16 protein-coding genes are annotated in these 25030 nt (G+C 72.3%); 9 read left to right on the top strand and 7 right to left on the bottom strand.

The window, feature by feature from the left end; all coding sequences use genetic code 11:
- The first annotated feature begins 9 nt into the window (after nt 1-9).
- The 5 genes from AB0A74_RS15650 (at nt 10) to AB0A74_RS15630 (ending at nt 8791) form a co-directional block, all read left to right on the top strand.
- On the top strand, nt 10-534 hold the full coding sequence (locus AB0A74_RS15650; RefSeq protein ID WP_358249870.1) for a phosphatase PAP2 family protein: 525 nt from the start codon (nt 10-12) through the stop codon (nt 532-534).
- Nucleotides 535-554: 20 nt separating this feature from the next.
- Nucleotides 555-965, top strand: coding sequence for a hypothetical protein (locus AB0A74_RS15645; RefSeq protein ID WP_358249868.1), 411 nt, complete (start codon nt 555-557; stop codon nt 963-965).
- A gap of 216 nt (nt 966-1181) precedes the next feature.
- Nucleotides 1182-1556, top strand: a complete 375-nt coding sequence (locus tag AB0A74_RS15640) for a hypothetical protein (protein WP_358249866.1) — start codon at nt 1182-1184, stop codon at nt 1554-1556.
- Between the two features lie 384 nt (nt 1557-1940).
- Nucleotides 1941-6512 (top strand): HAMP domain-containing protein, encoded by a 4572-nt coding sequence (locus AB0A74_RS15635; protein WP_358249865.1) that lies wholly within the window; start codon nt 1941-1943, stop codon nt 6510-6512.
- Complete coding sequence (locus tag AB0A74_RS15630; RefSeq protein WP_358249863.1) at nt 6509-8791, top strand: SpoIIE family protein phosphatase; 2283 nt, start codon at nt 6509-6511, stop codon at nt 8789-8791. The genes AB0A74_RS15635 and AB0A74_RS15630 overlap by 4 nt, the downstream gene beginning before the upstream one ends.
- A gap of 18 nt (nt 8792-8809) precedes the next feature.
- Here the strand turns inward: AB0A74_RS15630 and AB0A74_RS15625 are convergent, their stop codons facing one another.
- From AB0A74_RS15625 to AB0A74_RS15615, 3 genes are read right to left on the bottom strand one after another with little or no spacing between them, the layout of a single operon-like run.
- Complete coding sequence (locus AB0A74_RS15625; protein WP_358249861.1) at nt 8810-9784, bottom strand: SMP-30/gluconolactonase/LRE family protein; 975 nt, start codon at nt 9782-9784, stop codon at nt 8810-8812.
- Entirely contained in the window at nt 9781-10533 is a 753-nt protein-coding gene (locus AB0A74_RS15620) for a class I SAM-dependent methyltransferase (RefSeq protein ID WP_358249859.1), read from the bottom strand. Before AB0A74_RS15620 ends, AB0A74_RS15625 begins: the two co-directional genes overlap by 4 nt.
- 10 nt (nt 10534-10543) lie before the next feature.
- Nucleotides 10544-12844, bottom strand: coding sequence for a tetratricopeptide repeat protein (locus AB0A74_RS15615; protein ID WP_358249857.1), 2301 nt, complete (start codon nt 12842-12844; stop codon nt 10544-10546).
- Nucleotides 12845-12937: 93 nt separating this feature from the next.
- Here AB0A74_RS15615 and AB0A74_RS15610 point away from each other — a divergent pair, with 93 nt between their 5' ends.
- The 4 genes from AB0A74_RS15610 (at nt 12938) to AB0A74_RS15595 (ending at nt 19557) form a co-directional block, all read left to right on the top strand.
- Entirely contained in the window at nt 12938-13894 is a 957-nt protein-coding gene (locus tag AB0A74_RS15610) for an alpha/beta hydrolase-fold protein (protein WP_358249855.1), read from the top strand.
- Nucleotides 13891-15405: a hypothetical protein gene (locus AB0A74_RS15605; RefSeq protein WP_358249853.1), complete on the top strand. Its 1515-nt coding sequence runs from the start codon at nt 13891-13893 to the stop codon at nt 15403-15405. The genes AB0A74_RS15610 and AB0A74_RS15605 overlap by 4 nt, the downstream gene beginning before the upstream one ends.
- Nucleotides 15406-16387: 982 nt before the next feature.
- A complete protein-coding gene (locus tag AB0A74_RS15600; RefSeq protein WP_358249851.1) occupies nt 16388-17674 on the top strand; it encodes a hypothetical protein in 1287 nt (428 codons plus the stop codon).
- The gene (locus AB0A74_RS15595; RefSeq protein WP_358249849.1) at nt 17671-19557 is read left to right on the top strand and encodes a hypothetical protein; all 1887 of its coding nucleotides are present in this window, start codon (nt 17671-17673) and stop codon (nt 19555-19557) included. The genes AB0A74_RS15600 and AB0A74_RS15595 overlap by 4 nt, the downstream gene beginning before the upstream one ends.
- Before the next feature lie 38 nt (nt 19558-19595).
- Here the strand turns inward: AB0A74_RS15595 and AB0A74_RS15590 are convergent, their stop codons facing one another.
- The 4 genes from AB0A74_RS15590 to AB0A74_RS15575 form a co-directional block, all read right to left on the bottom strand.
- Nucleotides 19596-20774, bottom strand: coding sequence for a PHB depolymerase family esterase (locus tag AB0A74_RS15590; RefSeq protein WP_358249847.1), 1179 nt, complete (start codon nt 20772-20774; stop codon nt 19596-19598).
- 124 nt (nt 20775-20898) lie between these two features.
- Entirely contained in the window at nt 20899-21111 is a 213-nt protein-coding gene (locus tag AB0A74_RS15585) for a hypothetical protein (protein WP_358249845.1), read from the bottom strand.
- 94 nt (nt 21112-21205) lie between these two features.
- The gene (locus AB0A74_RS15580; RefSeq protein ID WP_358249844.1) at nt 21206-23260 is read right to left on the bottom strand and encodes a phosphocholine-specific phospholipase C; all 2055 of its coding nucleotides are present in this window, start codon (nt 23258-23260) and stop codon (nt 21206-21208) included.
- 41 nt (nt 23261-23301) lie between these two features.
- Nucleotides 23302-24579, bottom strand: coding sequence for a haloacid dehalogenase-like hydrolase (locus AB0A74_RS15575; protein WP_358249842.1), 1278 nt, complete (start codon nt 24577-24579; stop codon nt 23302-23304).
- Nucleotides 24580-25030: the final 451 nt, after the last annotated feature.

The raw sequence follows: 25030 nt of genomic DNA, 5'->3' as shown, positions 1-25030 counted from the left end.
GACGAGGAGATGCCGACACGTGATCCCCTGGACGAGGTGGCCGAGCTCGACCGGGAGTCGCTGCGCGACAGCGACGCCATGCCGACCTCCCGGCCGCCCGCGTGGGTGGTGGCGGCGAGCCTGGTGGCCCGGGGCGGCGTGGTCTGGGTGCCGGTCGCGGCGGTCCTCGCGGGGGTGGGGGAGCGGCGGGCGGCGGTGCGCGGCCTCATCGCGGCAGGCGTGGCGCTGCCGCTGGGGCACCTGCTGAGCCGGGCGGTGTTCCGGCGGCGACCGCCGGCGTCCCGGCTGCCGGCACGGCGGGCGTTGCCGGAGCGGCCCGACTCGTCGTCGTTCCCGTCCAAGCACGCGATGACGGCGGCGGCGTTCGGCACGGCGGTGGGCGTGGAGAGCCCGCGGGCGGGCGCGGCCGTCGCGCCGCTGGTCGCGGTGATCGCCTACAGCCGCGTGCGCACCCGCGTGCACTGGCCGTCGGACGTGGTCGGCGGGCTGGTGCTCGGCGCGGCCGTGGCCTGGGCGGTCCGCCGGCGGACGTGATCGCCGAGGAGAATGCGGACATGGCCGTCCAGCGCCCGCCCAGCCACCCGAGCACCCGCGTGTTGCGCTTCGTGCTGTTCGCCGCGCTGTCCGGGTGGCTGGTGTTCCTGACCGTCGCGCTGGCCCGCCAACCCGAGCCCGGCGCTCCCTCCCGCGAAGCCCTGGCCGACGCCGTGGCGGCCGCCCTGAACGCGCGCGACACCGCCACCCTGGCGCTCCTGCTCGGCGACCCGGTGGCCGGCGACACCGACGTCGCCCGGCACCTCGCCGACCAGGCGGCCGGCCCGCACGAAGGCCCGTGGCGGGTGTCCGTGGCCGGCGACCGGCTGGTGCTCGCGGACGATCGCGGACCGCGCGCGCGGTTCGCCGCCGTCGAAGCGCGCGGCCGGTGGCTGTTCCACCCGTTGCCGACCTTCACCGCCGGGAACTGAGCCGCCGGCCCCCGATCACGCACGAACGGCGCGCGAGGCCGTTATTCCCCTGGACGTGGCCTGGAGCACACCGCTAAACGTCACCCTCTGTCACGCCAGCGCCTGTTACCCACAGTCACCGAGGGACGACTTTACACAATGGGGTAACTGCGCGGCGTGTCGATGCGCCGGTGTCCATCATGGGAACGCAAGTCCCTTACAGATGGAGGTTTTCCGATGCGTACTCTCCACCGCCTGATCGCCGCGGGCGCCCTGGCCGCGCCCCTGCTCGTCGCCGGCGCGGGCCTGGCTTCCGCTGACGCTGCGTACGGTCAGCAGACCGCCGTGGCGGGTCCCGGCGGCGCGTGGACGCACACCGTGGTCGCCTTCGCCGACGGCGAGGGCAACACGTACTTCCACGAGCACGCCGCAGCGGCGGGTCCGGAAGGCGCGGGCTCGTTCAGTACCACCTCGTGGACCCACGACGGCGGTTACGGCGATGGCGACGGCTACGACGACGGTTCGAGCGCGGGCTACCACAACGAAGAGGCCTACGCGAGTGACGACGGGGCCTACTACCAGGAGACCTTCTCCTACGCCGACAGCGATTGACCGCAGGCGGCGATGATCCGCGGATAGGCAGGGCAAGCACTGGGCAGTACCAGAAAACCGGTCGATGCGGTCCGTCCGCGGCGATCCCCCAGCCGGGATCGCGGCGGACGGACCGTTCGCCCCCTCCGGCGAGTGCCGCTCGCCTTCCCCCTTCAAGTCCACTGTGGACAACGCGCGGCCGACCGCGCCGGTGACCGCCGGGCGCGGGTGCCGTAGAGTTCGCCCGAAGTGGATGTTCAACAGCGCAGCATCCCGTGTGACCGGCTTCGAGACGGTCGGCCGCCGTGCGGCGGGCGCGTGCGCTGACCACCCATGTCCGCGTTCTCCGCCCCCCGGCCGACTCCCGAGCCGGTCCGCCGGCTTGCGGACGGAACGAGGGTGGAGATGACAGACGCGGCTGCGGGTTCCGTGCGCGCTGCCCGGGGCAGGGGCCAAGGCGACACCGCCCGGGGCAGGGCTCAGGGCGGCGACGGCGCCCGGGGCGGGGGCGACCAGGTGGAGCTGCGCCAGCTCCTGGCGGGCCTCACCGCCGTGCGCGACGGCGACTTCCGGACCCGGCTCCCGGAGGAGGCCGACGGCCTGCTCGGCGAGATCGCGACCGTCTTCAACGGCATGGTCGACCAGCTCTCGCTGTTCACCTCCGAGGTCACCCGTGTGGCCCGCGAGGTCGGTACCGACGGCGTCCTGGGCGGTCAGGCGCAGGTCCCGGGCGTCTCGGGCACGTGGGCCGACCTCACCGACTCCGTCAACGCCATGGCGGGCAACCTCACCAGCCAGGTCCGCGACATCGCGCAGGTCGCCACGGCGGTCGCGCGCGGCGACCTGTCCCAGAAGATCGACGTGGACGCCCGCGGCGAGATCCTGGAGCTGAAGGAGACCGTCAACACGATGGTCGACCAGCTCTCCAGCTTCGCCGACGAGGTGACCCGCGTCGCCCGCGAGGTCGGCAGCGAGGGCCGGCTGGGCGGTCAGGCGCAGGTCCCCGGCGTCGCCGGCACCTGGCGCGACCTCACCGACTCGGTGAACTTCATGGCGGGCAACCTCACCGACCAGGTCCGCGACATCGCGCAGGTCGCGACGGCCGTGGCCCGCGGTGACCTGAGCCAGAAGATCACGGTGAACGCCCGGGGCGAGATCCTGGAGCTGAAGAACACCATCAACACCATGGTCGACCAGCTGTCCGCGTTCGCAGACGAAGTCACGCGTGTGGCCCGCGAAGTGGGCACCGAAGGCGCGCTGGGCGGCCAGGCGGACGTCAAGGGCGTCTCGGGCACCTGGCGGGACCTCACCGACTCGGTGAACTTCATGGCGGGCAACCTCACCGCGCAGGTCCGCTCCATCGCTCAGGTCTCCAGCGCCGTCGCGCGCGGCGACCTCTCCCAGAAGATCACGGTCAACGCGCGAGGCGAGATCCTCGAACTGAAGAACACCATCAACACGATGGTGGACCAGCTCTCCGCGTTCGCCGACGAGGTCACCCGCGTGGCCCGCGAGGTCGGCACCGAAGGGCGGCTGGGCGGCCAAGCGGACGTCAAGGGCGTGTCCGGCACCTGGAAGGACCTCACCGAGTCGGTCAACGTCATGGCCGACAACCTCACCGCCCAGGTCCGCAGCATCGCCCAGGTCACCACGGCCGTCGCGCGCGGCGACCTGTCCCAGAAGATCCGCGTGGACGCCCGCGGCGAGATCCTGGAGCTGAAGGAGACCATCAACACGATGGTCGACCAGCTCTCGGCGTTCGCCGACGAGGTCACCCGCGTCTCCCGCGAGGTCGGCACCGAGGGCAACCTGGGCGGCCAGGCCACCGTGCGGGGCGTGTCGGGCACCTGGAAGGACCTGACCGACAACGTCAACGTCATGGCCTCCAACCTGACCGGCCAGGTGCGCTCGATCGCCCAGGTCGCGACGGCGGTGGCCCGCGGTGACCTGTCCCAGAAGATCACCGTCGAGGCCAAGGGCGAGGTCGCCGCGCTGGCCGGCGTGATCAACACGATGGTGGACACGCTCTCCGCGTTCGCCGACGAGGTCACCCGCGTGGCCCGCGAGGTCGGCACGGAGGGCATCCTCGGTGGTCAGGCGCGCGTGCCGAACGTGGCGGGCACGTGGAAGGACCTGACCGACAACGTCAACTTCATGGCGAACAACCTGACCAACCAGGTCCGCAACATCGCCCAGGTCACCACCGCCGTCGCGCAGGGCGACCTGACCCGCAAGATCGACGTGGACGCCCGCGGCGAGATCCTGGAGCTCAAGACCACCATCAACACCATGGTGGACCAGCTCTCCGCGTTCGCCGCGGAGGTCACCCGCGTGGCCCGCGAGGTGGGCAGCGAGGGCCGGCTGGGCGGCCAGGCCGAGGTCGAGGGCGTCTCGGGCACCTGGAAGCGGCTCACCGAGAACGTCAACGAGCTGGCCGGCAACCTCACCCGCCAGGTGCGCGCGATCGCCGAGGTCACCAGCGCGGTCGCCGAGGGCGACCTGACCCGGTCCATCACGGTCGAGGCCTCCGGCGAGGTCGCCGAGCTCAAGGACAACATCAACTCGATGGTGGAGTCGCTGCGCGAGACCACCCGGGCCAACCGCGACCAGGACTGGCTCAAGACCAACCTGGCCCGCATCTCCAGCCTCATGCAGGGCCGCCGGGACCTGGAGGTCGTCGCCGAGCTGGTGATGGACGAGCTGACCCCGCTCGTCTCGGCCCAGTACGGCGCGTTCTACCTCGCCGATGACACCACCGACACGGCCGAGCTGCGGTTGATCGGCTCCTACGGCGGCCCCGACGAGCCGGGCCGCCCGTCCCGGTTCACCTTCGGCCAGTCCCTGGTCGGCCAGGCCGCCCGCAGCCGCCGCCCGATCACCGTGGACGACGTCCCCGGCGACTACCTGACCATCACCTCCGGCCTGGGCCAGACCTCGCCGGTGAACATCCTGGTGCTGCCGATCGTGGTGGAGGACCAGGTGCTGGGCGTGATCGAGCTGGCCTCGGTGCACCGGTTCACCCGCATCCACCGCGACTTCCTCGACCAGCTCATGGAGACCGTCGGCGTCAACGTCAACACCATCATCGCCAACTCCCGCACCGACGAGCTGCTCACCGAGTCCCAGCGCCTGGCCGAGGAGCTCCAGGCCCGCTCGGAGGAGCTCCAGGCCCGGCAGGAGGAGCTGCAGGCCTCCAACGCCGAGCTGGAGGACAAGGCCGCGCTGCTGGCCAGCCAGAACCGCGACATCGAGGCCAAGAACCTGGAGATCGAGCTGGCCAGCCAGGAGCTGGAGGCCCGCGCCCAGCAACTCGCGCTCGCGTCGAAGTACAAGTCGGAGTTCCTGGCCAACATGAGCCACGAGCTGCGCACCCCGCTCAACAGCCTGCTCATCCTGGCCCAGTTGCTCGCGCAGAACCCGACCCGCAACCTCACGCCCAAGCAGGTCGAGTACGCGGGCATCATCCACTCGGCGGGCTCGGACCTGTTGCAGCTGATCAACGACATCCTCGACCTGTCCAAGGTGGAGGCGGGCAAGATGGACGTCAGCCCGGAGCGGGTGCCGCTGCGCCGGCTGCTGGACTACGTCGAGGTCACCTTCCGCCCGATGACCACGCAGAAGAGCCTCGGGTTCCGGGTCACCACCGCGCCGGGCGTCCCGGCCGACCTGCTCACCGACGACTCGCGGCTGCGCCAGGTGCTGCGCAACCTGCTGTCCAACGCGGTGAAGTTCACCGAGACCGGCAGCGTCGAGCTGCGCATCGAGCCGGCCGCCCCGGACGAGCCGCCCACGACCGTGCGCCGGCACGGCGCGGCGCTGGCGTTCCGGGTGATCGACACCGGCATCGGCATCGCCGAGCAGCAACTGGAGTCGATCTTCGGCGCGTTCCAGCAAGCCGACGGCACCACCAGCCGCAAGTACGGCGGCACCGGCCTGGGGCTGTCGATCAGCCGCGAGATCGCCTACCTGCTCGGCGGCGCGATCACCGCCGAGAGCACCCCGGGCCAGGGCAGCACGTTCACCCTGTACCTGCCGGTGGCGCGGCCGGACTTCGCCGAGACCGCGACCACCCAGCACACCGACACCGCCCCCCAGGACGTCGAGCCCGCGCCGTCGCCGCAGACCCACCAGCGGCGGCTGCTCGTGGTCGAGGAACGGCCGCAGGGCCTGTTGTCCCTGGTGGCCGGCAGCGCCGTCGCCGACCTCACCGACAGCCACGACCAGCGCGGCCCGGTGCAGGTGGTGACCGCGATCGGCGCGGAGGAGGCCGCCGCCGCGCTGGCCGCCGAGGCGTTCCACTGCGTCGTGCTGGAGCTGGACATGCCCGGCGGGGCCGCGCTGCGGTTGCTGGAGACCATGGACGGCGACGCGGCCCTGCGCACCGTGCCGGTGCTCGCGCACAACAACCGGCGGCTGGACCCGCAGCAGGAACGGGCGTTGCAGTCCCGCACCGGCCCGCAGCCGCTGGAGCTGCTGTCCAGCCTGGACGAGCTGCGCGAGCGGATCGCCCTGCACCTGAGCGCGGAGGCGCCCGGCGACGTGCTGCCGCTGGTGCGCCGCGAGGACCCGACCACCCCCGAGCCCCGGCCGGTGGACGGCAGCCTGGCCGGCCGGACCGTGCTCATCGTGGACGACGACGCCCGCAACCTGTTCGCGCTGAGCAGCATCCTGGAGCTGCACGGCGTGCACGTGCTGCACGCCGAGAACGGCCGCGAGGGCATCGACACCCTGCGCGGCCACCCCGAGATCGACCTGGTGCTGATGGACGTGATGATGCCCGAGATGGACGGCTACGCGGCCACGGCGGCGATCCGGGACATGCCCGACCACGCCGACCTGCCGATCATCGCGGTCACCGCCAAGGCGATGCTGGGCGACCGGGAGAAGAGCCTGGCGTCGGGCGCGAACGACTACGTCACCAAGCCGGTGGACGCCGACGCCCTGGTGGGCTGCGTCAAGCGCTGGCTGGGCGCGTGAGCGCGACACCGGTCAGCAGGCTGGCCGCGACCGTCGAACGGCTGCGCCGCGAGATCCAGGAGGCCAACGCCGCCGCCGACGGCCGCGCCCTGATCGAGCTGGCCAAGGGCGTGCTGGTGGAACGGCTGCGCTGCGGTCCCGCGCAGGCCACCCGCCAGCTGGAGACGCTGGCCGAGCAGGCGTCGGTGACCCCGCTGGAGCTGGCGGCCGACCTGGTCAACCAGGCCGCGCAGGACCGGGTCACCGAGGCGGTCGGCGAGTTCCTGGTCCGGGCGAGCGACGAGCTGTCGGCGGCGGTGCGGCTGCGCACGACCGAGAGCGCGGTGCTGTCCGGCGGCGACACGCAACGGGTCGCCGAGTCGGTGCTGGCGCACGCGGCGCGGCCGTTGGGCGCGACGGCGGTGGCGATCTGGTCGGCGGCCACCGACTCCTCGCTGACCCTCGCCGGGTTCGCGGGCATCACCCCCGGCGAGGCGAGCCGCTGGCGGTACGTCCCGCCGGGCGTGGCCACCCCGGCGCGGCGGGCGCTGACCGACCGCGAGCCGGTGTGGATCGAGGACCTGGCCACGGCCGGCCTGCCGTCGGTGGGGCCCTCCGGTGGGCGGGCCGTGCTGCCCACGGTGACCGGCGGGCGGCTGCTGGGCGTGCTGGAGGTGTGCTGGCCGCGCCCGCTGGAGCCGCAGCCCCAGCCCGTGCACCGGCAGCTGGACGCGCTGGCAGAGCTGTGCGGGCACGCGCTGGACGCCGACGCCGCCGCGGCCGCCACCCCGGACGTGTCGGAGCTGGAGGCGTTGGCCGACGGGTTGTTCGACTCGGCCCTCGTGCTCCGGCCGCACCTGGACGACACGGGCGCGTTGGCGGACTTCCGCATCGCGCACCTCAACCCGGCGTTCGTGGACCTGACCGGCCGGCCGCGCGGCCTGGTGTCCGGGGCGCTGCTGCTGGAGGCCTACCCGATGGCCGGCGCGGGGCAGCTGTTCGACAAGGTCGAGCACGTCTACGCCACCGGCGAGTCGTTCCGGACCGACCGGATGACCTTCACCGAGCTGGTCGACCAGGTCCCGCTGACCGTGGTGGCCGCGATCAGCATCACCCGCCACGGCGACGCGGTGCTGGTGGTGTGGCGGGTGGAGGACGAGGTCGCGCGGCTGGCGACGCTGCTGCAGCACGCCCAGCGGCTGGGCCGGGTCGGCGGGTTCGAGGAGAACACCGCGCTGGGCGAGATCACGTGGAGCAGCCAGCTCTACTCGCTGTGGGGCCTGGAACCGGCGGCCGACCCGGTGCCGCTGGCCCAGCTGACCGCCCACGCGCACGAGGACGACGTGCCCGCCATCGACCGGTTCCTGCGGACCGTCCTGCGCTACCGGCGGGCCGGGTCGGCGGCGTTCCGGCTGCTGCGGCCCGACGGCGTGGCCCGGCACATCCGGGTGGTCGCCGAACCCGTGCTGGACCCGAGCGGGCACCTGCTGGCGGTGCGCGGGGCGTTCCAGGACATCTCGGCGCAGCACTGGACCGAGGTCGCCCTGTCGGCCACGCGGGACCGGCTGGCCGACACCGAGCAGCACGTGGCCGAGCAGCAACGGCTGACCGTGCAGCTGCAGCACGCGATCATGCCCGCGGCGGAGCCGTCGATCGAGGCGTTCGGGCTGCGGATCGCGGTGCGCTACCGGCCCAGCGGCGGCGACCACGTGGTGGGCGGCGACTGGTACGACGCGGTCGTGCTGCCGTCCAAGCAGGTCCTGCTGTCGGTCGGCGACATCACCGGGCACGGCATCAAGGCCGCGACCGGGATGGTCGTGCTGCGCAACGCGTTGCGGGGCTTGGCGGCCACCGGCGCCGGGCCGGGGCAGATGCTGACCTGGCTGAACCTGGTCGCGCACCACCTGACCGACCACATCCTGGCGACGGCCGTGTGCGGGGTGTACGACCCGGAGACGCGGGTGCTGCGGTGGGCGCGGGCCGGCCACCCCGCGCCGGTGCTGGTGCGGGGCGGCAAGGCGACGGCGTTGCCGCTGTTGAGCGGTGTGCTGCTGGGCGCCCTGGCGGAGGGGACCTACGAGCAGGACGAGGTGCAGCTGGAGGTGGGGGACACCCTGCTGCTCTACACGGACGGGTTGATCGAACGGCGGGACGTGCCGCTGGACGAGTGCCTGGAACGGCTGCTGGCGGTGTCGGCCCGCTTCGAGGGGACGCTGGAGGACCGGCTGGACGACCTGCTCGACGGCAGCGACTCCAACACCGACGACGACACGTGCGTGGTGGGCCTGCAGGTGACCTGAGCGGCCGTGGTCCCGGGCCTACCCGGGCGGCTCGGGTTTCGCCACGACGGCCAGGTCGTCCTCGTGCAGGCTGCCGACGACCACCGTCCCGGCGCGCTCGGCCACCGAGGTCACGAACCCGTAGCCGGTGCCGGACCGGAGGTCGTGCACGCGGGTGCCGTCGAGGTCGAACGCCATCACCCACGCCAGCGGAGCGGCCTTCGGGCGGATCGCGTCGGGCAGGTTCCACACCAGCACGCGCAGGAACCCCGGCAGCGGCAACAGCTTGTCCAGCAAGGCGTTGCGCGGCGCGGCGATCGCGACCCAGAGCAGGCCGTCGCCGCCGAGGCTCATGTTGTCCGGGAAGCCCGGCAGGTTGTCGGCGAAGGTGTCGGTGCGGCCGGTGGCGAGCCAGTGGCGGGAGATCCGGTAGCGGCCCGTCTCGGCGTACAGGAGGTGCGTCGGGGTGAGCACCAGGCCGTTGGCGAACGCCAGCCCGTCCAGGAGCGTGGTCACCGTGCCGTCCGGGTCGCGGCGCACGAGCCGCCCGGTGCACGAATGCTCCACCATGTCGCCCTCGTAGTCGTCGAGGTGCCAACGGCTGGAGGAGGTGGTGAACCAGATCGTGCCATCGGGGCCCTGCACGACGTTGCTGGCGAACCTCAGCGGCTGCCCGTCCACCTCGTCGACCAGGACCTCCACCTCGCTGCCGACCCGCAGGAGCCCGCGATCGTGGTCGCACACCAGGAGGCTGCCGTCCGCGCACACCTCCACGCCCAACGGCCGCCCGCCGGTGCGCGCCAGGACGGTCCGCTCGCCGGACTCCGGGTCGATCGCCAGCACAGTGCCGTCCGCCAGCCCGGTGACGACCCGGCCCTGCGCGTCGAACAGCACGTCCTCCGGTCCGTGCCCGCCCGTGGCGATCCGGCGGAGGACGGTCAGCGGTGCCGTGCGACCGGTGTCCTCGACCGCCGGGGGACGCCAGCGGCGGGGCCTGATGAGGCGGCGGGTCACGGAACGTCCTTGCGGCCGACCAGTTGGAAGAGCCGGGCGGTGTGCTTGTGGGGCTCCCGGTCGGTGAGGGCGAGTTCGAGGCGTTCCAGGTCGGCGTAGAAGGCCGGGTCGTGCTTGCGCTCGTCGTCGGCGATGTAGTCGCACACCGCGCGGATGCCGTAGTGCGCGAGGACCCGGCACCCGGAAACGCGCATCAGCCGGCTGAGGTCTTCGGCGGTGTAGAGGGTGATCGTCGTGTCGAACGTGGCCGTGCGCGCCTGATCGGTGTCGAGGGCGGCCAGGGCGGCGGCCGGGTCTAGCCGGCGCACGGCGGTGACCAGGGGAGCGGCGTGCCGGTTGATCGCCATGACCGACAGCAGGCCACCGGGCCGCAACGCGTCGAGAGCCAGGGCGAGCGCGTCGTCGCGGTACTGGATGATGTTGTGGCACAGCACCACGTCGTAGGCCGCGTCGGGCAGGTCGGCGATGTCCGCCTCGATGCGAGTGATCGCGACCCCGGCGGCGGCGGCGCGTTCGGCGGCTGCGGCGAGCATCGCGGGGGAGTTGTCGAGCACCGTCACGTCGTGGCCCCGCACGGCCAGCCGCACCGCGTCGGACCCGTCCCCGCCGGCCAGGTCGAGCACCCGCAGCGGCGCGTCGCCGAGGTGGCGGGCCAGGTTGTGCTCGGCCAGCGTGTACCGCAACCGTCCCCAAGGGCTGTCCTGCCACTGGCGCCACGCGGTCATCGAGGTGTCGATCTTCGCATCCACACCCCCGACCCTAGGGGCCGGCGGGCGGGGTTCCACCGTCGAGGAGGTCCGCCACGCGGGCGGCTTCGGGCAGGTCGAGTTGGCGGTAGATGGCCAGGGCCTCGCGCCGGCGCTCGACCTCGCCGGTCACCGTGCCCAGGCCTTCCAGCGCCCGCGCCTCCTCGTACCGGTCGCCGACCTCCCGCGCCACCGCCAGGGCGTCGGCGTAGGTGCCCGCGGCCAGGTCGGTGTGGCCGGTGGCCGCGTGCGCCGCGCCCAGGTTGTTCAGCACCTCGGTCTCGATGCCCCGCGCGCCCATCTCCCGCGCCAGGTCCAAGGCGCGCGCGAACAACGTGAACGCCTGCTCGTGGCGGCCCGCCAGGTGGTGGACCTCGGCCAGGTTGCCCACCGCGCGGGCCATGCCGCCCTGGTCGCCCAGGTCGGTGAACGTCGCCAGGGCCTTCTCGTAGGCCCGCACCGCCGCCTCGTGGTCGCCCAGCCGGACGTGGACGACGCCGATGTTGACCAGCAGCACCGCGCGGCCCTTGCGGAAGCCCTCGACCAGCGCCAGGGCCTGCCGGTAGTGGGCCAGGGCCTCGGGGTAGTGGCCCAGGCGCTCGTGGAGGTTGCCCAGGTTGTTCAACGCCCCCGCCTCGCCCTCGCGGTCGCCGACCTCGCGGCAGATCGCCAGGGCCCGGCGGTGGTGTTCCATCGCCTCCCGGTGGCGGCCCAGGCGCAGGTAGGCGACGCCCAGGTGGTAGAGCGCCGCGCCTTCCGCGGTCCGGTCGCCGGCGTCGCGGGCCGCCGACCGGACGTGCTCCAGGACCACCAGCGCGTCGCTGTGCCGGCCGCCCTGGTCGAGGTGGCGTTGCAGTTCGGTGCCCAGGCTGGCGGCGGCGCCGGCGCGGACCAGGGTGAGCAGGGTGTCCCACTCGGCGTCCAGCCAGTCGCGGGCGGTGCGCACGGGCAGCTTCGGCGTCGTGTCCGCGGTGGGGTGCAGGACGTCCATGACCGCCGACAGGGTGTCGGTGTAGTGGTCGAAGAACCGGTCCAGCGCGGCGTCCAGGCCCTCCACCGGCTGTTCCCGCGAGTACGCCCGGACCAGGTCGTGCATGCCGTACCGGCCCGCCGAGTGCTGCACCAGGTGCGCCCGGACCAGCACGTCCAGCCGTTTCGCGGCGTCCTGGGCGGTCGTGCCCAGCAGCGCCGCGGCGGCCGGCGCGGCGATGGTGTGCGCGGGGTGCGCGCCGAGCAGGCGGAAGTCGCGGTCGGCCTGCGCGTCGAGGTGGCGCAGCGACCACGAGAACACCGTGCGCACGGCGGTGTCCGGGTCGCCGACGTCGAACCCGTCCAGGCCCGGGCCCAACCCGTCGGCGAGTTCCTCCAGCGACTGCCCGCCCTGGGCGCGCGCGGCCACGATCCGCAACGCCAGCGGCAGCCCGCCGCAGCGCTCGGCCAGGCGCAACGCGGCCGGCGCGGACCGGTCCACGCGCGGCCCGACCTGCGCGCGCAGCAGCTCCACGCCGTCGTCGGGGTCGAACGGCCGCAGGTCCACGCGCAGCGCCCCCGGCCGGACCTGCAACCCGGCGAGGTCGGTGCGCGAGGTGATCACGGTGAACGCGGGCGGCCCGCCGGGCAGCAGCGGCCGGACCTGGTTGACGTCCAGGGCGTTGTCCAGCACCAGCAGCAGCCGCCTGCGGGCCAGGGCGCTGCGGAACCGGGCCGCCCGCTCCGCCGGGTCGTCGGGGATGTCGTCCACGCCCAGGCTGCGCAGCAGGCCCGCGAGGACCGCGCCCGGCTCGCGCGGCTCGCCCGGCGAGTAGCCGTGCAGGTCGGCGTACAGGCACCCGTCGGGGAACCGCGCCCGGTGCCCCCAGCGCACCGCCAACGCGGTCTTGCCCACCCCGGCCGGCCCGGCGACCACGACGATCGGCGGACCCTCGGCCAGCGCCCGGTCCAGCGCCGCCAGTTCCGCCGCGCGACCGGTGAACCCGGCCGGGTCGGCGGGCAGCTCGGCGGGCCGGTCCGGCCGGGCCGACCCGCGCGGCCGGTGCAGGCGGTCGCGCTCGGTGGCCAGCCGCCGGTGCTCGTCGGCGGGCACCTCCAGCGCGGTGAGCAGGTCGTCCAGGGCCTCGCTGGACGGCAGGGTGGTGCCCGCCAGGTAGGCGTACAGGGTGCTCTGCGACACCGCGAGCCGCTTCGCCAGCGCCGCCACCTTCACCGGCCCGCGCGGCCCGCGCCGGGTCCAGCGCTTCAGCTCCCGGGCGAACGCGGCCACGTCGTCCGGGTTTCCAGAATTTCCGGCGTTCTCCAGCGAAGGACCTCCTGACACTCCGCACATGATGCGCTACCGGGCGCAGCGAGAGCTACCGGGTGGTAGGGGACCACTCACCTCTCGCGGCTCGTCTCGGGGAGGAACCCGCACGTGAAACGCCTCAAAGTCATCCTGCTCACCTTCGTGCTGCTCGGCGGCCTGCTGGGTGGCGCCACGCCGGCGAGCGCCGCGCCGCAGTTCCACAACGGCCACGGCATCGAGGTCCGCAACGTCATGCAGACCACGCCGCGCACGTACGTGGTCAACATCCACACCAACTCCGTGGACACCCGCGCGCTGGCGTGGACCTACCACGACGTGATCATCACCTTGCCCAGCAACTACAACCCCAACGTCGCCTACCCGGTCCTGTACCTGTACCACGGGCGGGCGCAGAGCCCCGGCGCGTGGCACAACGAGGCCAACATCGAGGCCGTCACCCACGGGTACCCGATCATCACCGTCGCCGCCGAGGCCGGCTGGGCCGGGTGGGGCACCAACTGGGTCAACCAGTCCGCCGGCGTCCAGCAGTGGGACCGGTTCCACCTCGACGAGTTGATCCCGTGGGTGGACGACAACCTCAACACCATCCGCGCCCGCGAGGGCCGCGCGGTCGCCGGGTTCTCGATGGGCGGCTACACGGCGATCCGGCACGCCACCCACCGGCCGTGGCTGTTCCGCATGGCCATCGGCATGTCCGGCGGCTACAACCTGGAAGACCAGCGCATGCGCACCGCCGTCACCGCGCCCCTGCCGGAGAAGGGCCTGCCGCTGGACGGCCCGTTCGGCGCGCCGTGGGACGGGTCGTGGGGATTCAACAACCCGTGGCACCGGGTCAGCGGGTTGAGCGGCGTGCACACCGTGCTGTACGCGGGCACGCGGCACGACGACCTGTTGGAGGCGCAGGCGCACCGGCTCACCTACGAGTTCCACCAGCACCTGTTGGCCAGCGGCATCGGCAACAGCTGGATGGTCGAGTACGACTGCGGCCACTGGATCGAGTGCGTGGCCCGCAACGGCATCGGCCGCGAGCTGCCGGTGATGATGGACGTCCTGTGGCACCCGTGATGAGACGAAGAACCGTCCTCGCGCTGCCCGCGGTCCTCGCCGCCGTGTCGAGCGGACTCCTCACGACCACCCCGGCCCGCGCCGACTCCGTGCGCGGCGGTCCCATCACCCGCAGCGAGGTGATCTGGCGGGCCCAGTACTGGGTGGACCACCAGCCCGGCCCGTACGACCAGCAGGGCTACGCGTGGGGTCCGGGTGGGGACTACCGGTACCGCCGGGACTGCTCGGGGTACGTGGCGATGGCGTGGCACCTGGACGCCAACCCGTGGACCGGGACCCTGCCGGACTACTCGCAGGAGATCCCACGCGCGGACCTGCGGGCGGGCGACATCCTCAACTCGCACCGGGACCACGTCCTGATCTTCCACGAGTGGACCGACGACCGGGGCGGCTTCGCCTACTACTCCTTCGGCTCCACCCCGGTCTCCCACCTGCGCGCGAACATCAACGACCGGTACCTCGACAGTCACCCCAACGGCGACTACAAGGCACTGCGGTACCGGAAGATCATCGAGGACTCGGCGGTCCGTCCCCACCCGTACGGCAGTGGGCGGGTGGTGTCGGCGCGCTCGGCCGACGGGCGGTTGGAGGCGTTCGCGGCCGGGGCCGACGGTGTCCACCACGCGTGGCAGACGGCCGTGAACGGCGGCTGGTCGGACTGGCGGTTCGTGGGCGGGCCGCGCGGCGCCCAGCTGGGGATCGCGGCCAACGGCGACGGCCGTCTGGAGCTGTTCGCCTTGTCCGGAAGCACTTTTGACCACATGTGGCAGACGGGCCCCAGCGGTGAGTGGTCGGGTTGGTCGAACTTCGGCGGCGGTGGGTACCGGGTCGCGGTGGGCGCCAACGCCGACGGGCGGGTGGAGGTCTTCGCGTCCAACGCCAACGGCGTCTTCCACCGGTGGCAGACGGGACCGGCCGACTGGTCGGCTTGGGAGGGTTTGGGCGGACCGCCGTCGTCACGATTGGCGATGGAGGCCGCTCCGGACGGGCGGCTTGAGGTGTTCGCCTTGTCGGACAGCGTGTTCGAGCACGTCTACCAGGCTGCGCCGAACGGCGGCTGGTCGGCGTGGGAGGCGTTCGGCGGGGGCGGCCACGACCTGACGGTCAACCACAACACGGACGGCCGGCTGGAAGTCTTCGCCTCGGGCCCGGCGGGCGTGTTCCACCGGTGGCAGACCAACGCCACGTCGTGGTCCGGCTGGGAGGGCGTCGGTGGCCCGGCGAACTCACAGCTGACCAGCGCCCGAACGGTGGACGGCCGGGTCGAGGTGGTGGCGATCAACACGGACGCCGCAGCGCACATGTGGCAGACCGGACCCAACGCGCCCTATTCGGGGTGGGAGACGTTCGGCACGGGTGGCGCTGAGGTGGCGGCGGTGAACAACGCGGACGGGCGGATCGAGGTGTTCGGCACCAGCCACGCGGGCGTGTACCACAAGTGGCAGACGGGCTTCGCCACTTGGTCCGAGTGGTCGTGGCTGAACGCTTCCTCCGGACCACCGATCACCTAAGCCGGCGACGGCGAGCCGCGGGCTCCGCGCCGCAGGCGCGCGGCTTTTGAAGGGCTGCCAAGCCAAGGAAGGGCCTCGGTTCGTTCCCCGTACGGCCTGGGCGCAGCCCTACCGCGCTTTGGTCTTCTGTGCAACCACGCTTTACCGGTTGCACAGAAGACCAAAGGGTGGTTGCCTCCGGCAGGCCGTACGGGGAACGAACCGACGCCCTTCCACCCCCGGGGGCCTGCCCGCCGGCGAGGCGCTTTTATCTTTCGAGCGCTTCGCGCGTTCAAGCGCGAAGCGCGTCCGAGCTTGAAAGCGCGGAGCGCGTTGCGTTCAGACCCGCGAAGCGTGGGCATGAGAGCGTCAGCGTTGGTTCAAAGAGAAAAGAGCCTCGCCGGCGGGCAGGCCGCCAAAGATGACACAAAAGCAAAAGAAAAGGCGGGGGCTTCTTGCTTGTGTCATCTCCGTATGGCCTGGCGGAGCCAACCACACTTTCCCGGGGCTGGTCGAAAAACTTTTGCTCGTTCCTCGCAAAACTTTTTGGCCCAACCCCGGGAAAGTGTGGTAGCCCTTCGGGCAGGCCATACGGAGATGACACAAGCAAGAAGCCCGGGTTGGGGTGTGACCTCACCAGGCCCTACGGGCGCGCTGCGCGCGCTGATTCGTGTTTCGTTGAGGGGGAGTTGTGTTGTTGAGACGTGTGTTTGTTCTTGTGCTTTGTTTGATGGGTGTTTGGGTGCCGGTTGCTGGTGCGCAGCCCGTTGATCCCGATGAGATTTGGCCGCAGGACGTGCGGGCTGCTATCGCTACCGCTCCCTGTGACGCCAACGGGCCGTCGGCCATGGATGGCAATCTTGCCGCTCAGTTGAACCCGCAGTTGGCGACCAAGATGGCCGGGCACCTCACCGCCTACCGGATGTCCTGTGCTCGGGTCGTCGTCGATACCGTGCGTGCGCGAGGGTTGAACCGCCATGCCGCTGCCATCGCCATTTCCACCGTGATCGTGGAGACCGGCATCATGAACTACTCCGAGGCCGTTGACCACGATTCGCTCGGGCTCTTCCAGCAACGGCCCTCGGCTGGGTGGTGTCAGCCGGCGCAGTGCATTGATCCCGTGTTCGCCACCAACTCCTTCCTGAACGGCATGGAGCGCGAGTATCCCAACGGGTCCTGGAACAACGCCTCGATCGGGGACGTCGCCGCCGACGTTCAGCGGCCCGCGTCGCAGTACCGGTACCGGTACGGGGTGGAAGCCGGCGACGCGGTCGTGATCGCGGACGCGTTGTGGAGTGGGATGGGGCGGCGGGTGCATCCGTATGCCAGTGGGCGGGTGGTGTCCGCTCGGTCGGCCGATGGGCGGTTGGAGGCGTTCGCGGCCGGGGCGGACGGGGTGTACCACGCGTGGCAGACCGCGGTGAACGGTGGTTGGTCGGAGTGGCGGTTCGTGGGTGGGCCGCGGGGTGCCCAGTTGGGGATCGCGGCCAACGGGGACGGGCGGTTGGAGTTGTTCGCCTTGTCCGACAGCACTTTTGACCACATGTGGCAGTCCGCGCCGAGTGGGACCTGGTCCGGGTGGGCGAACTTCGGGGGTGGTGGGTACCGGGTCGCGGTGGGGGCCAACGCCGACGGGCGGGTGGAGGTCTTCGCGTCCAATGCCGGCGGGGTGTTCCACCGGTGGCAGACGGGGGCCGGGTGGTCGGCCTGGGAGGGGTTGGGTGGGCCTTCCCTGTCGCGGTTGGCGATGGAGGCCGCGCCGGATGGGCGGCTTGAGGTGTTCGCCCTGTCCGACAGCACGTTCCAGCACCTGTACCAGACCTCGCCCAACGCCGGCTGGTCGGCGTGGGAGGACTTCGGTGGGGGTGGCCGGGACGTCGCGGTGAGCCACAACCAGGACGGGCGGCTTGAGGTGTTCGCGTCCAGTCACGCCGGGGTGTTCCACAAGTGGCAGACCAGTGCCACGTCGTGGTCCGGCTGGGAGGGCACGGGCGGGATAGCGGACGCCGAGTTGGCTACCGGGCGGTCCGTGGACGGGCGGGTCGAGGTGTTCGCCATCAACGGCGACACCGCGGCGCACAGCTGGCAGCAGCGGCCCAATGCACCCTACTCGGGCTGGGAGACGTTCGGCACCGGTGGGGCGGAGGTCGCGACCGCGAACAACGCCGACGGGCGGATCGAGGTGTTCGGCACCAGTCGCGCCGGTGTGTTCCACAAGTGGCAGACCGGGTTCTCCACCTGGTCGGAGTGGGCCTGGCTCAACGGGTCCGCCGGCCCGGGTGTGTCGTGAGGCTGCTCGTGGCCGTGGTGGTCGCCGCCCTGGTGGCGCCCGCCACGGCCGTCGCCGACGTCGGGGCCGCGCCGTTCGTGCGGGTCTACGACCCGAGCACGACCCAAGCCCGGTACATCAACGACCACACCCTGATCCGCGACGACGCGGGCACCTGGCACCTGTTCGGCATCACGCACACCGAACCGGCCGACGACGAGGACGAGGACACCTTCGCCCACGCCACCGCACCGGACCTGCGCGGACCCTGGACCACCCGGCCGCCCGCGCTGCACACCGACCCGTCGTACGGCGAAACGCACCTGTGGGCGCCGCACGTGATCAAGCACGGCGACCTGTACTACATGTTCTACGCGGGCGGTGGCGTGGACCCGAGCCGGCACGCGATCAACCTGGCCACGTCGAGGGACCTGGAGACGTGGACGCGGTTGGCCGGCGGGCCGCTGTTCCGGGACGGGGCGGTGGCGCGTGACCCGCACGTGGTGCGGGTGGGGGATCGGTGGGTCATGTACTACACCGCCACCGAGCCCGCGAGTGGCGGCAACCACGTGGTCGCCTACCGGACCAGCACGGACCTGGTGCACTGGGGCGAGCGGGGGATCGCGTTCCGCGACCCGTCGTCGGGGGTCGGCGGCGGCAACACCGAGTCGCCGTTCGTGGTCTTCGCCGAGGGGGCTTGGCGGTTGTTCCTCGGGCCGCGGGGCGGGTACGTCGGCACCGACGTCTTCACCAGCGCCGATCCGTTCCGGTTCACGGCCGACGGGTTGAGCGGGCACGTCTACGCGCACGCGGCCGAGGTCGTGGCGGACGGCGGGCGGTGGTGGGTCAGCCACGCGGGGTGGGGGCAGCGCGGCGTGTGGTTGGCGGGATTGGACTTCCGCGACGGTAGTCGGCAGTACTCGGTGGAGGCGTCGTCGGCGTCGTCGGACCGGGTCGCCGTGGTGTCCGGTGTGGACGGTCGGCAGGAGGTGTTCGTCGGCGGCGCGGACCAGGTGTGGGGGCGCTACCAGGTGACGCCGGGCGGGTCGTGGTCGGAGTGGTACCCGTTCGGCGGGCCGCGTTCGGCCGTGTTGTCGGTGGCGCGCAACCTCGACGGGCGGCTGGAAGTGTTGGCGGCGGGGGAGGGGCGGGTGGATCGGAGGGCTCAGTCCTCGCCCAACCGGTGGGGTGGGTGGGAGTCCTTCGGGACTGCCGCGCGAAGCATGACGGTGGGGCAGAACGCCGACGGTCGGCTGGAGGTGTTCGCGTCCGGGCCGGTGGGGGTCTACCACCGGTGGCAGACCTCGCCCGGCGGTGACTGGTCCGGGTGGACGGCCTTCGGCGGGCCGGCGGACGCCACCCTGGCCACGGGGCGTGACGCGCTGGGCGGGCTCCAGGTGTTCGCCCTCGCCGACGGGGTGGTGCGGCGGCGCGGCCAGGGGCCGGCCGGGTGGGAGGCCGGGTTCGCGGAACTGGGACGGGTCGGCGGCGCCGGTGACCTCGCCGTCGGGCGGCGGCCGGACGGTGCGCTGGAACTGGTCGCCTCCGGCGCCGGCGGGCTGGCGCGGGCGGCGCAGGACGGGCCGGGCGGGACCTGGTCGTGGTCCGGCTTCGGCGGGCCGGCGCACGCGAAGGTCCACATCGGGCGCAACGGTGACGGCCGGCTGGAGGTGTTCGCCGGCGACGGCTCCACGACGTGGCACCGCTGGGAGAACGGGGCGGGCTGGTCGGCCTGGGAGTCGTTCGGGCCGGGCACGTCCGCGCTGGACGTCGGGACCAACCCGGACGGCCGGCTGGAGGTGCTGGCGGGGTCGCCGGTGCGGCCCGTCGGCGGCCGGTACCAGGTGGTGCCCAGCGGCCACTGGTCGGAGTGGGCGTCGGTCGGCGGGCCTGTGCTGCGGTGAAGGGCGGCACCGGGCGGGCGCCCGGTGCCGCCGAGCGGTCAGATCGGGGAGCAGTCGGGCTTGTCGGTCCAGTCGGTCGCGCAGCGGTAGAGGGTGATCGGCGTCGAGTAGCCGTAGCGGGCGCCCAGGGTGTTGTACTCGGTCACGTCCACGCGGCCGGCGACGTAGTGGTCCGTCGGCGTCCCCAGTGCCGTGTCGGTGTACGGCGGGGTGGCGGGCGAGGTCGTGGTGGTGGTGGTGGTGGTCGGCGGCGCGGAGTCGGCGATGCCCCAGAACCGGACCAGGTGGTGGGCCGCGCAGATGTTCACGTCGAGGACGTACGCGCCGGCCGTGCCGCACTGGGCGGACCCGGTGCCGGGGTCCACGGGGTGGCCGTGGCCCATGCCGGTGATCTCGAAGTGCTCGACCGTGCCGCCGTACACCCGGTGCGGGTAGCCGCCGATGGTGTCCGTCGTGTCCGGGGTCTGGTCGGTGCCGTTGACGTTGGTCCACTGCTCGACCAGCTCGACGGCGTTCATGGGCCGCACGGTCGTGTCGGAGGTGCCGTGCCAGATCGACACCTTCGGGCGCGGGCCCGAGTGGGAGAACGCCGACCGGACGCGGTCTCCCCACTGCGCGGGGGACAGGTTCACGCCCGGGTTCATGCAGGTGAACGCCGTCGAGACCGAGGTCGCGCAGCCGTAGGGCAGGCCGGCGACCACACCGCCGCCGGAGAACACGTCCGGGTAGGTGGCGAGCATGACCGAGGTCATCCCGCCGCCCGCGGACAGGCCGCTGACGTAGGCGGCGGTCGCGCCGACGTCCTGGCGGGTGCGGTCGACCATCTGCTTGATCGACAGCGCCTCGCCCGACCCGCGCCGGGTGTCGCCGGGCTCGAACCAGTTGAAGCACGAGTTCGCGTTGTTCGCCGAGCGCTGCTGCGGGAACACGACGGTGAACCGGTGCTGGTCGGCCAGTTTCAGCCAGCCGGTGCCGGTGGCGTAGGACGAGGCGTTCTGGGTGCAGCCGTGCAAGGCCAGCACGACCGGGCGGCCCGTCGGCAGGCGGTCGGGCACGTACCGGAACATCTGGAGGTTCCCGGGGTTGGTGCCGAACCCGGTGACCTCGCGCAGGGTGGCGGCCGAGGCGGGGGTGGCGACCAGGGTGGCCGCGGCCAGGGCGGTCGCGGCGGCGAGCAGCACCGCGGCGGGGCCGCGGGCAGGGGGACGGATCGGCATGACGCTTCCTCCACGTTGAGGTGATCGCAGTCACATGCGTTACGCCGATGCTAGGAACGCCGGAGCCGCCGGTCGTTGGTGGACATCACCATTTTCGCCGGCGGCGGTGTGGTGGTCGCCCACGTCAGCGGTGCTCGGCCACCCAGTCCTCGAAGGCCTCCGCCAACCCGGGCAGCACGCGCAGCTCGCCGAACCGGTGCCCCTTGCGCATGTTCGCCCACACGACACCGAACGCACCGGGGTCGATGCCGCAGTCGTCCGCGAGCCGCCGGGCCGCGTACTCGGCCGCCGTCTCGTGGTCGTCCAGCCAGGTCGAGCGCTCGCGGGTCAGGTGCATAGCACCGAAATCTAGGCACCAGGGCGCGCGAGAACCATGTGGTGGGGCCACTGTCCTGGGCCCGGACGGTGTGTGGCCCCACCACAGCGGGGTCTCAGCCGGTGACGCCGTGCGCGCCGGTCTCGACGTGGCCGCGGAACAGGCGGGAGAAGGACGCGTCGGTGTTGACGGTGGCGGTCATGTCGTACCACCGGTTGCCGTACCACCCGGCGTGCCAGGTGTCGGTGCGCGTCGCGCCGGCCGGCACGACGTAGGTCCACGAGCCGGTGCGGTAGGCGTTGGCCTTCACGGTGAACGTGACCTCGGTGGTGCCGGTGTTGGTGAACGTGAGGGTGACCAGTCCGTCCTCGGCGGTGCTGGTGGTCGCGGTGACCTCCACGCCCGCGCCGGGCGCGTTCAGGTCGCCCGTGCTGCGGCGGCAGAACCCGTTGGGGCCGTAGCAGGACAGGTCGTACTTCCCGCCACCGTAGGTCTGGACGCTGAAGTAGTCCGACGTGGTCGCGCCCGGCGCGACGTCGTAGCGCCACGGGCCGTCGCTGCGGTGCGCGTTGGCGTAGACGGAGAAATGGGTGTGCCGGGTGCCGTTGTTGGTCAGGTCGAACCAGACCCGCCCGGACGACTTGGTCTGCCGCGTGCCGACCTGCGGGTTGTAGGGCAGCTTGCGGGCGGGCTTGGTGCCCGGCTCCTGGGTCGGCATGACCTGCGGGCTGGGCGGCGCGGGCGTGGACGGACCGGACCCGGCGGTGGGCACCGGGCGGGTGAAGCCGGGGTAGGGGCCCGCGGCGGCGGTGTCGAGCGTGGCGGTCAGGTCGCCGCACAGGTTGCGCCGCCACGCGCTGATGTTGGTCTCCCGCACGCCGGTCACGGCTTCGAGGAACCGCAGCACGGACGTGTGGTCGAACAGTTCCGAGCACACGTTCCCGCCCCGGCTCCACGGCGACACGACCAGCAGCGGCACGCGCGGCCCGAGGCCGATCGGCGCGCCGTTGACCCACTCGGAGGTCTCGGTCGTCGGCGGCACGGGCGGCGGCACGTGGTCGAAGTAGCCGTCGTTCTCGTCGTAGTTGAGCAGGAACACGGTCTTGTTCCACACGGCCTGGTTGGACGCCAACGCGTCGAGCACCTGCCACACCAGTTCGGACCCGGTGCTCGGGCCGTCCGAGGACGGGTGTTCGCACTGGTCCTCCGAGGCGAGGATCCACGACACCGCGGGCAGGGCGTCGGCGGCGACGGCGGCGCGGAAGGACGCGGTCAGGTCCCCGGTCGGCACCCGCCGCAACCCGCGCTCGAACAGGCTGCGCTCGGCGGTCGTCAGGGTCGCGACACCCTGGTCCAGCTTGGCGAGCAGGTTCGCGCGTTCGGTCGCGGACGCGGCGCGGACCCTGCCGTAGAAGGTGTGCATGCTCTTGAGCCCCAACGGTTGCAGGGCCTTGCGCGCGACCGCTTTGAAGATCTGGAAGAACTCGATGTTGTTGTTCTGGTAGTTGTCCCACTCCTGGAACACCTTCCACGACACGCCCGCGGCCTCCAGGCGCTCGGAGTAGGTCTTCCACGTGTAGCCGGCGTGGGTGTCCTCGGCGTAGGCGGCGTTGCCGATGGCACGCGACCCGTCCGGCTCGTTGCCGATCATGCCGGTGACGTGGTAGCTGCGGTTGGGGCTGGTGGAGCCCATCACCGAGCAGTGGTAGGCGTCGCAGACGGTGAACGCGTCGGCGAGCTGGTAGTAGAACGGCAGGTCCGCGCGGTCGTAGAAGCACATGGTGTGCTTGCCCTTGGCCGGGACCCACCGGTCGTACTTGCCCTTGTTCCACGCGTCGTGGCCGTCGGTCCAGTAGTGCGGGGTGCCCGCGAGCTGGTGGCTGTCGGTGCCGTAGGGCAGGACGTAACCGGTGCCGTCGGGCTGGTGGAACACCGACTTCCCGTTGGCGCGCAACGTGATCGCGTTGCGATCGCCGTAACCGCGCACACCGCGCAGCGAACCGAAGTAGTGGTCGAAACTGCGGTTCTCCTGCATGAAGACGACCACGTGCTCGACCATCTCCAGACCGCCGGTCGGTGCGGGTTGGGCCAGCGCGCGGACGAGGCTCGGGGGCAGCATCGAGTAGGTCCCGGCGGCCAGGGCGGCGGCCAGGAAGCTTCGTCGGTCCATCGGGGGACTCCAAGGATCGCAGGGAGATCGCGGAGGGCGGTTCAGAACGCGGTGTCGAGCTGGTCGGGGATCACGGTGCCGTCCGCGCGCCGGACCGGTCCCGGGGTGCCGTCGGACGCGGTGTGGGCGGTCGTGCTGCACGGGTAGGGGGTGGCGCGCTGGGGGAGGGGTTGCAGGAACATCGGGTTGACCAGCCAGCGGCCGTCGCTGTTGTCGTAGGCGTGGCACATCAGCTCGGCCTTGTTGCGGTTGACGACCAGGCGCAGCGCGGTGGCGTCGGCGACGAAGGTCAGGTCTGTGGTGGAGTCGCCGGCGGCGAACACCGGGCGGCGGGCGGCGGGTTGGCGTTCGAACGCGCGCCGGTCGGGCACGTGGAAGACCACCTTGTTGAGCCAGCACCGCTTGCCGTCGATGTAGGTGATGGGCGCGGTCGGCCCGTCCGGGACTCCACCGCAGCCCTCGAACGCGTAGGTGAGCCGGTGTCCCTTGTGGACGTTGCGGATGCCGATCACGCGGTCGGCGGGGATGCCGACGCCGGCGGCCCACACGCGCACGACGGGTTCGGGTGACGCCGACACCACCCACACGTCGAACCCGGTCCGGCGCAGGGCGTCGATCAGGTCGCGTTGCTGGTCGTAGTAGCGCACCCAGCCGGTGACCTGCCTGCTGCCGACCCGTTGGGTGGCTCCGACCGGCGCGGCCAGGTTCTCGGCGCGCGCGGCGGCGGCGAACGCGGCGACCTCCGCGTCGGTGCGGCCCGCGAGCAGCTGCGCGGCCCACGCGTAGCCCGGCTCGGTTCGGCGCAGGTCGGCCCCGGCGAAGGCGGTCGCGCCGCTCGTGGTCCTGGCTTGCGCGTACACGCTCAGCACCTCGTCGGCGCACCGGGTGTCCGGGCCGGAGGTGACCAGCGGCGTGCCCGGCTCGGCCGCGCCGCACGCGGCGCGCAGGGCGGTCGCGCCGGCGTCGGTCAGGTAGGCGCTGGTCGCGCGCCAGTCCCGGCCCGGCGGCTGGAGGACTTTGTTGTTGCGCAGCAACCAGAACACGGTGGCGTCGCCGACGTCGTTGCGGATGACGCTGTGGTCCCAGTCGAACGCGGCGACCGGGCGTCGGCCGGGCTTGCGCCCGCAGTGCGCGTCGAGCAATGCTTGCAGGGATTCGCGGTTCTCGCCGTGCCAGGGCAGTGTGCGGTCGAGGGTGGGGCAGCCGGCGGGCGCCGGTGTTGCCGGTGCCGGTGTTGCTGGTGCAGCGGGCAGGGGTGCCACGGTCAGGCCCAGGCAAAGGGCGAAGCCGAGAACGCCTGCACGACCCAGAGTGCGCATGGCCATCTCCGTAAAGGTCTGAACGTGACCCATTGGCGGTGAAGGCTAGAGCGCGGACTCGGTGCGGGTCAATGGGTCGGTTCCGGATACCTCCCGGTAGTTTTCGGATGGTCGCTTGTGTTCGTTTTCCGTTGGGGTGGTTGACCTTTCGGGCGGGCGGCGGGCATGGTGGGCCGGTGCGGCGCGGTGCCGCACCGGCCGCGGCTCACGGGGGGCCGCAGGCGCGGTGGGCAGAAATCGCACTCCGTTCGGAGCAGGCGGGCCGCCGGCGCTCGGCTAGCGTGCGGACATGTCCACGGAACCGATCCGCGTGCCGCCACCGGACCGCGACACCGTGCCCATCGCGACCCGGCCCGCCGAGGCCCAGCCCGCGCCGGCCGCCGTCCGCCTCGAAGAACTCGGCGAGAGCGCCCCAGAACGCCTCCAGGTCGGTGACGGACCACTCGTAGAG

This window comes from Saccharothrix sp. NPDC042600, assembly GCF_040647305.1.
Taxonomy (GTDB): Bacteria; Actinomycetota; Actinomycetes; order Mycobacteriales; family Pseudonocardiaceae; genus Actinosynnema; species Actinosynnema mutabilis.
The sequence above is the reverse complement of the archived record's forward strand: the minus strand, read 5'-3'. Positions and strand labels throughout refer to the sequence as shown.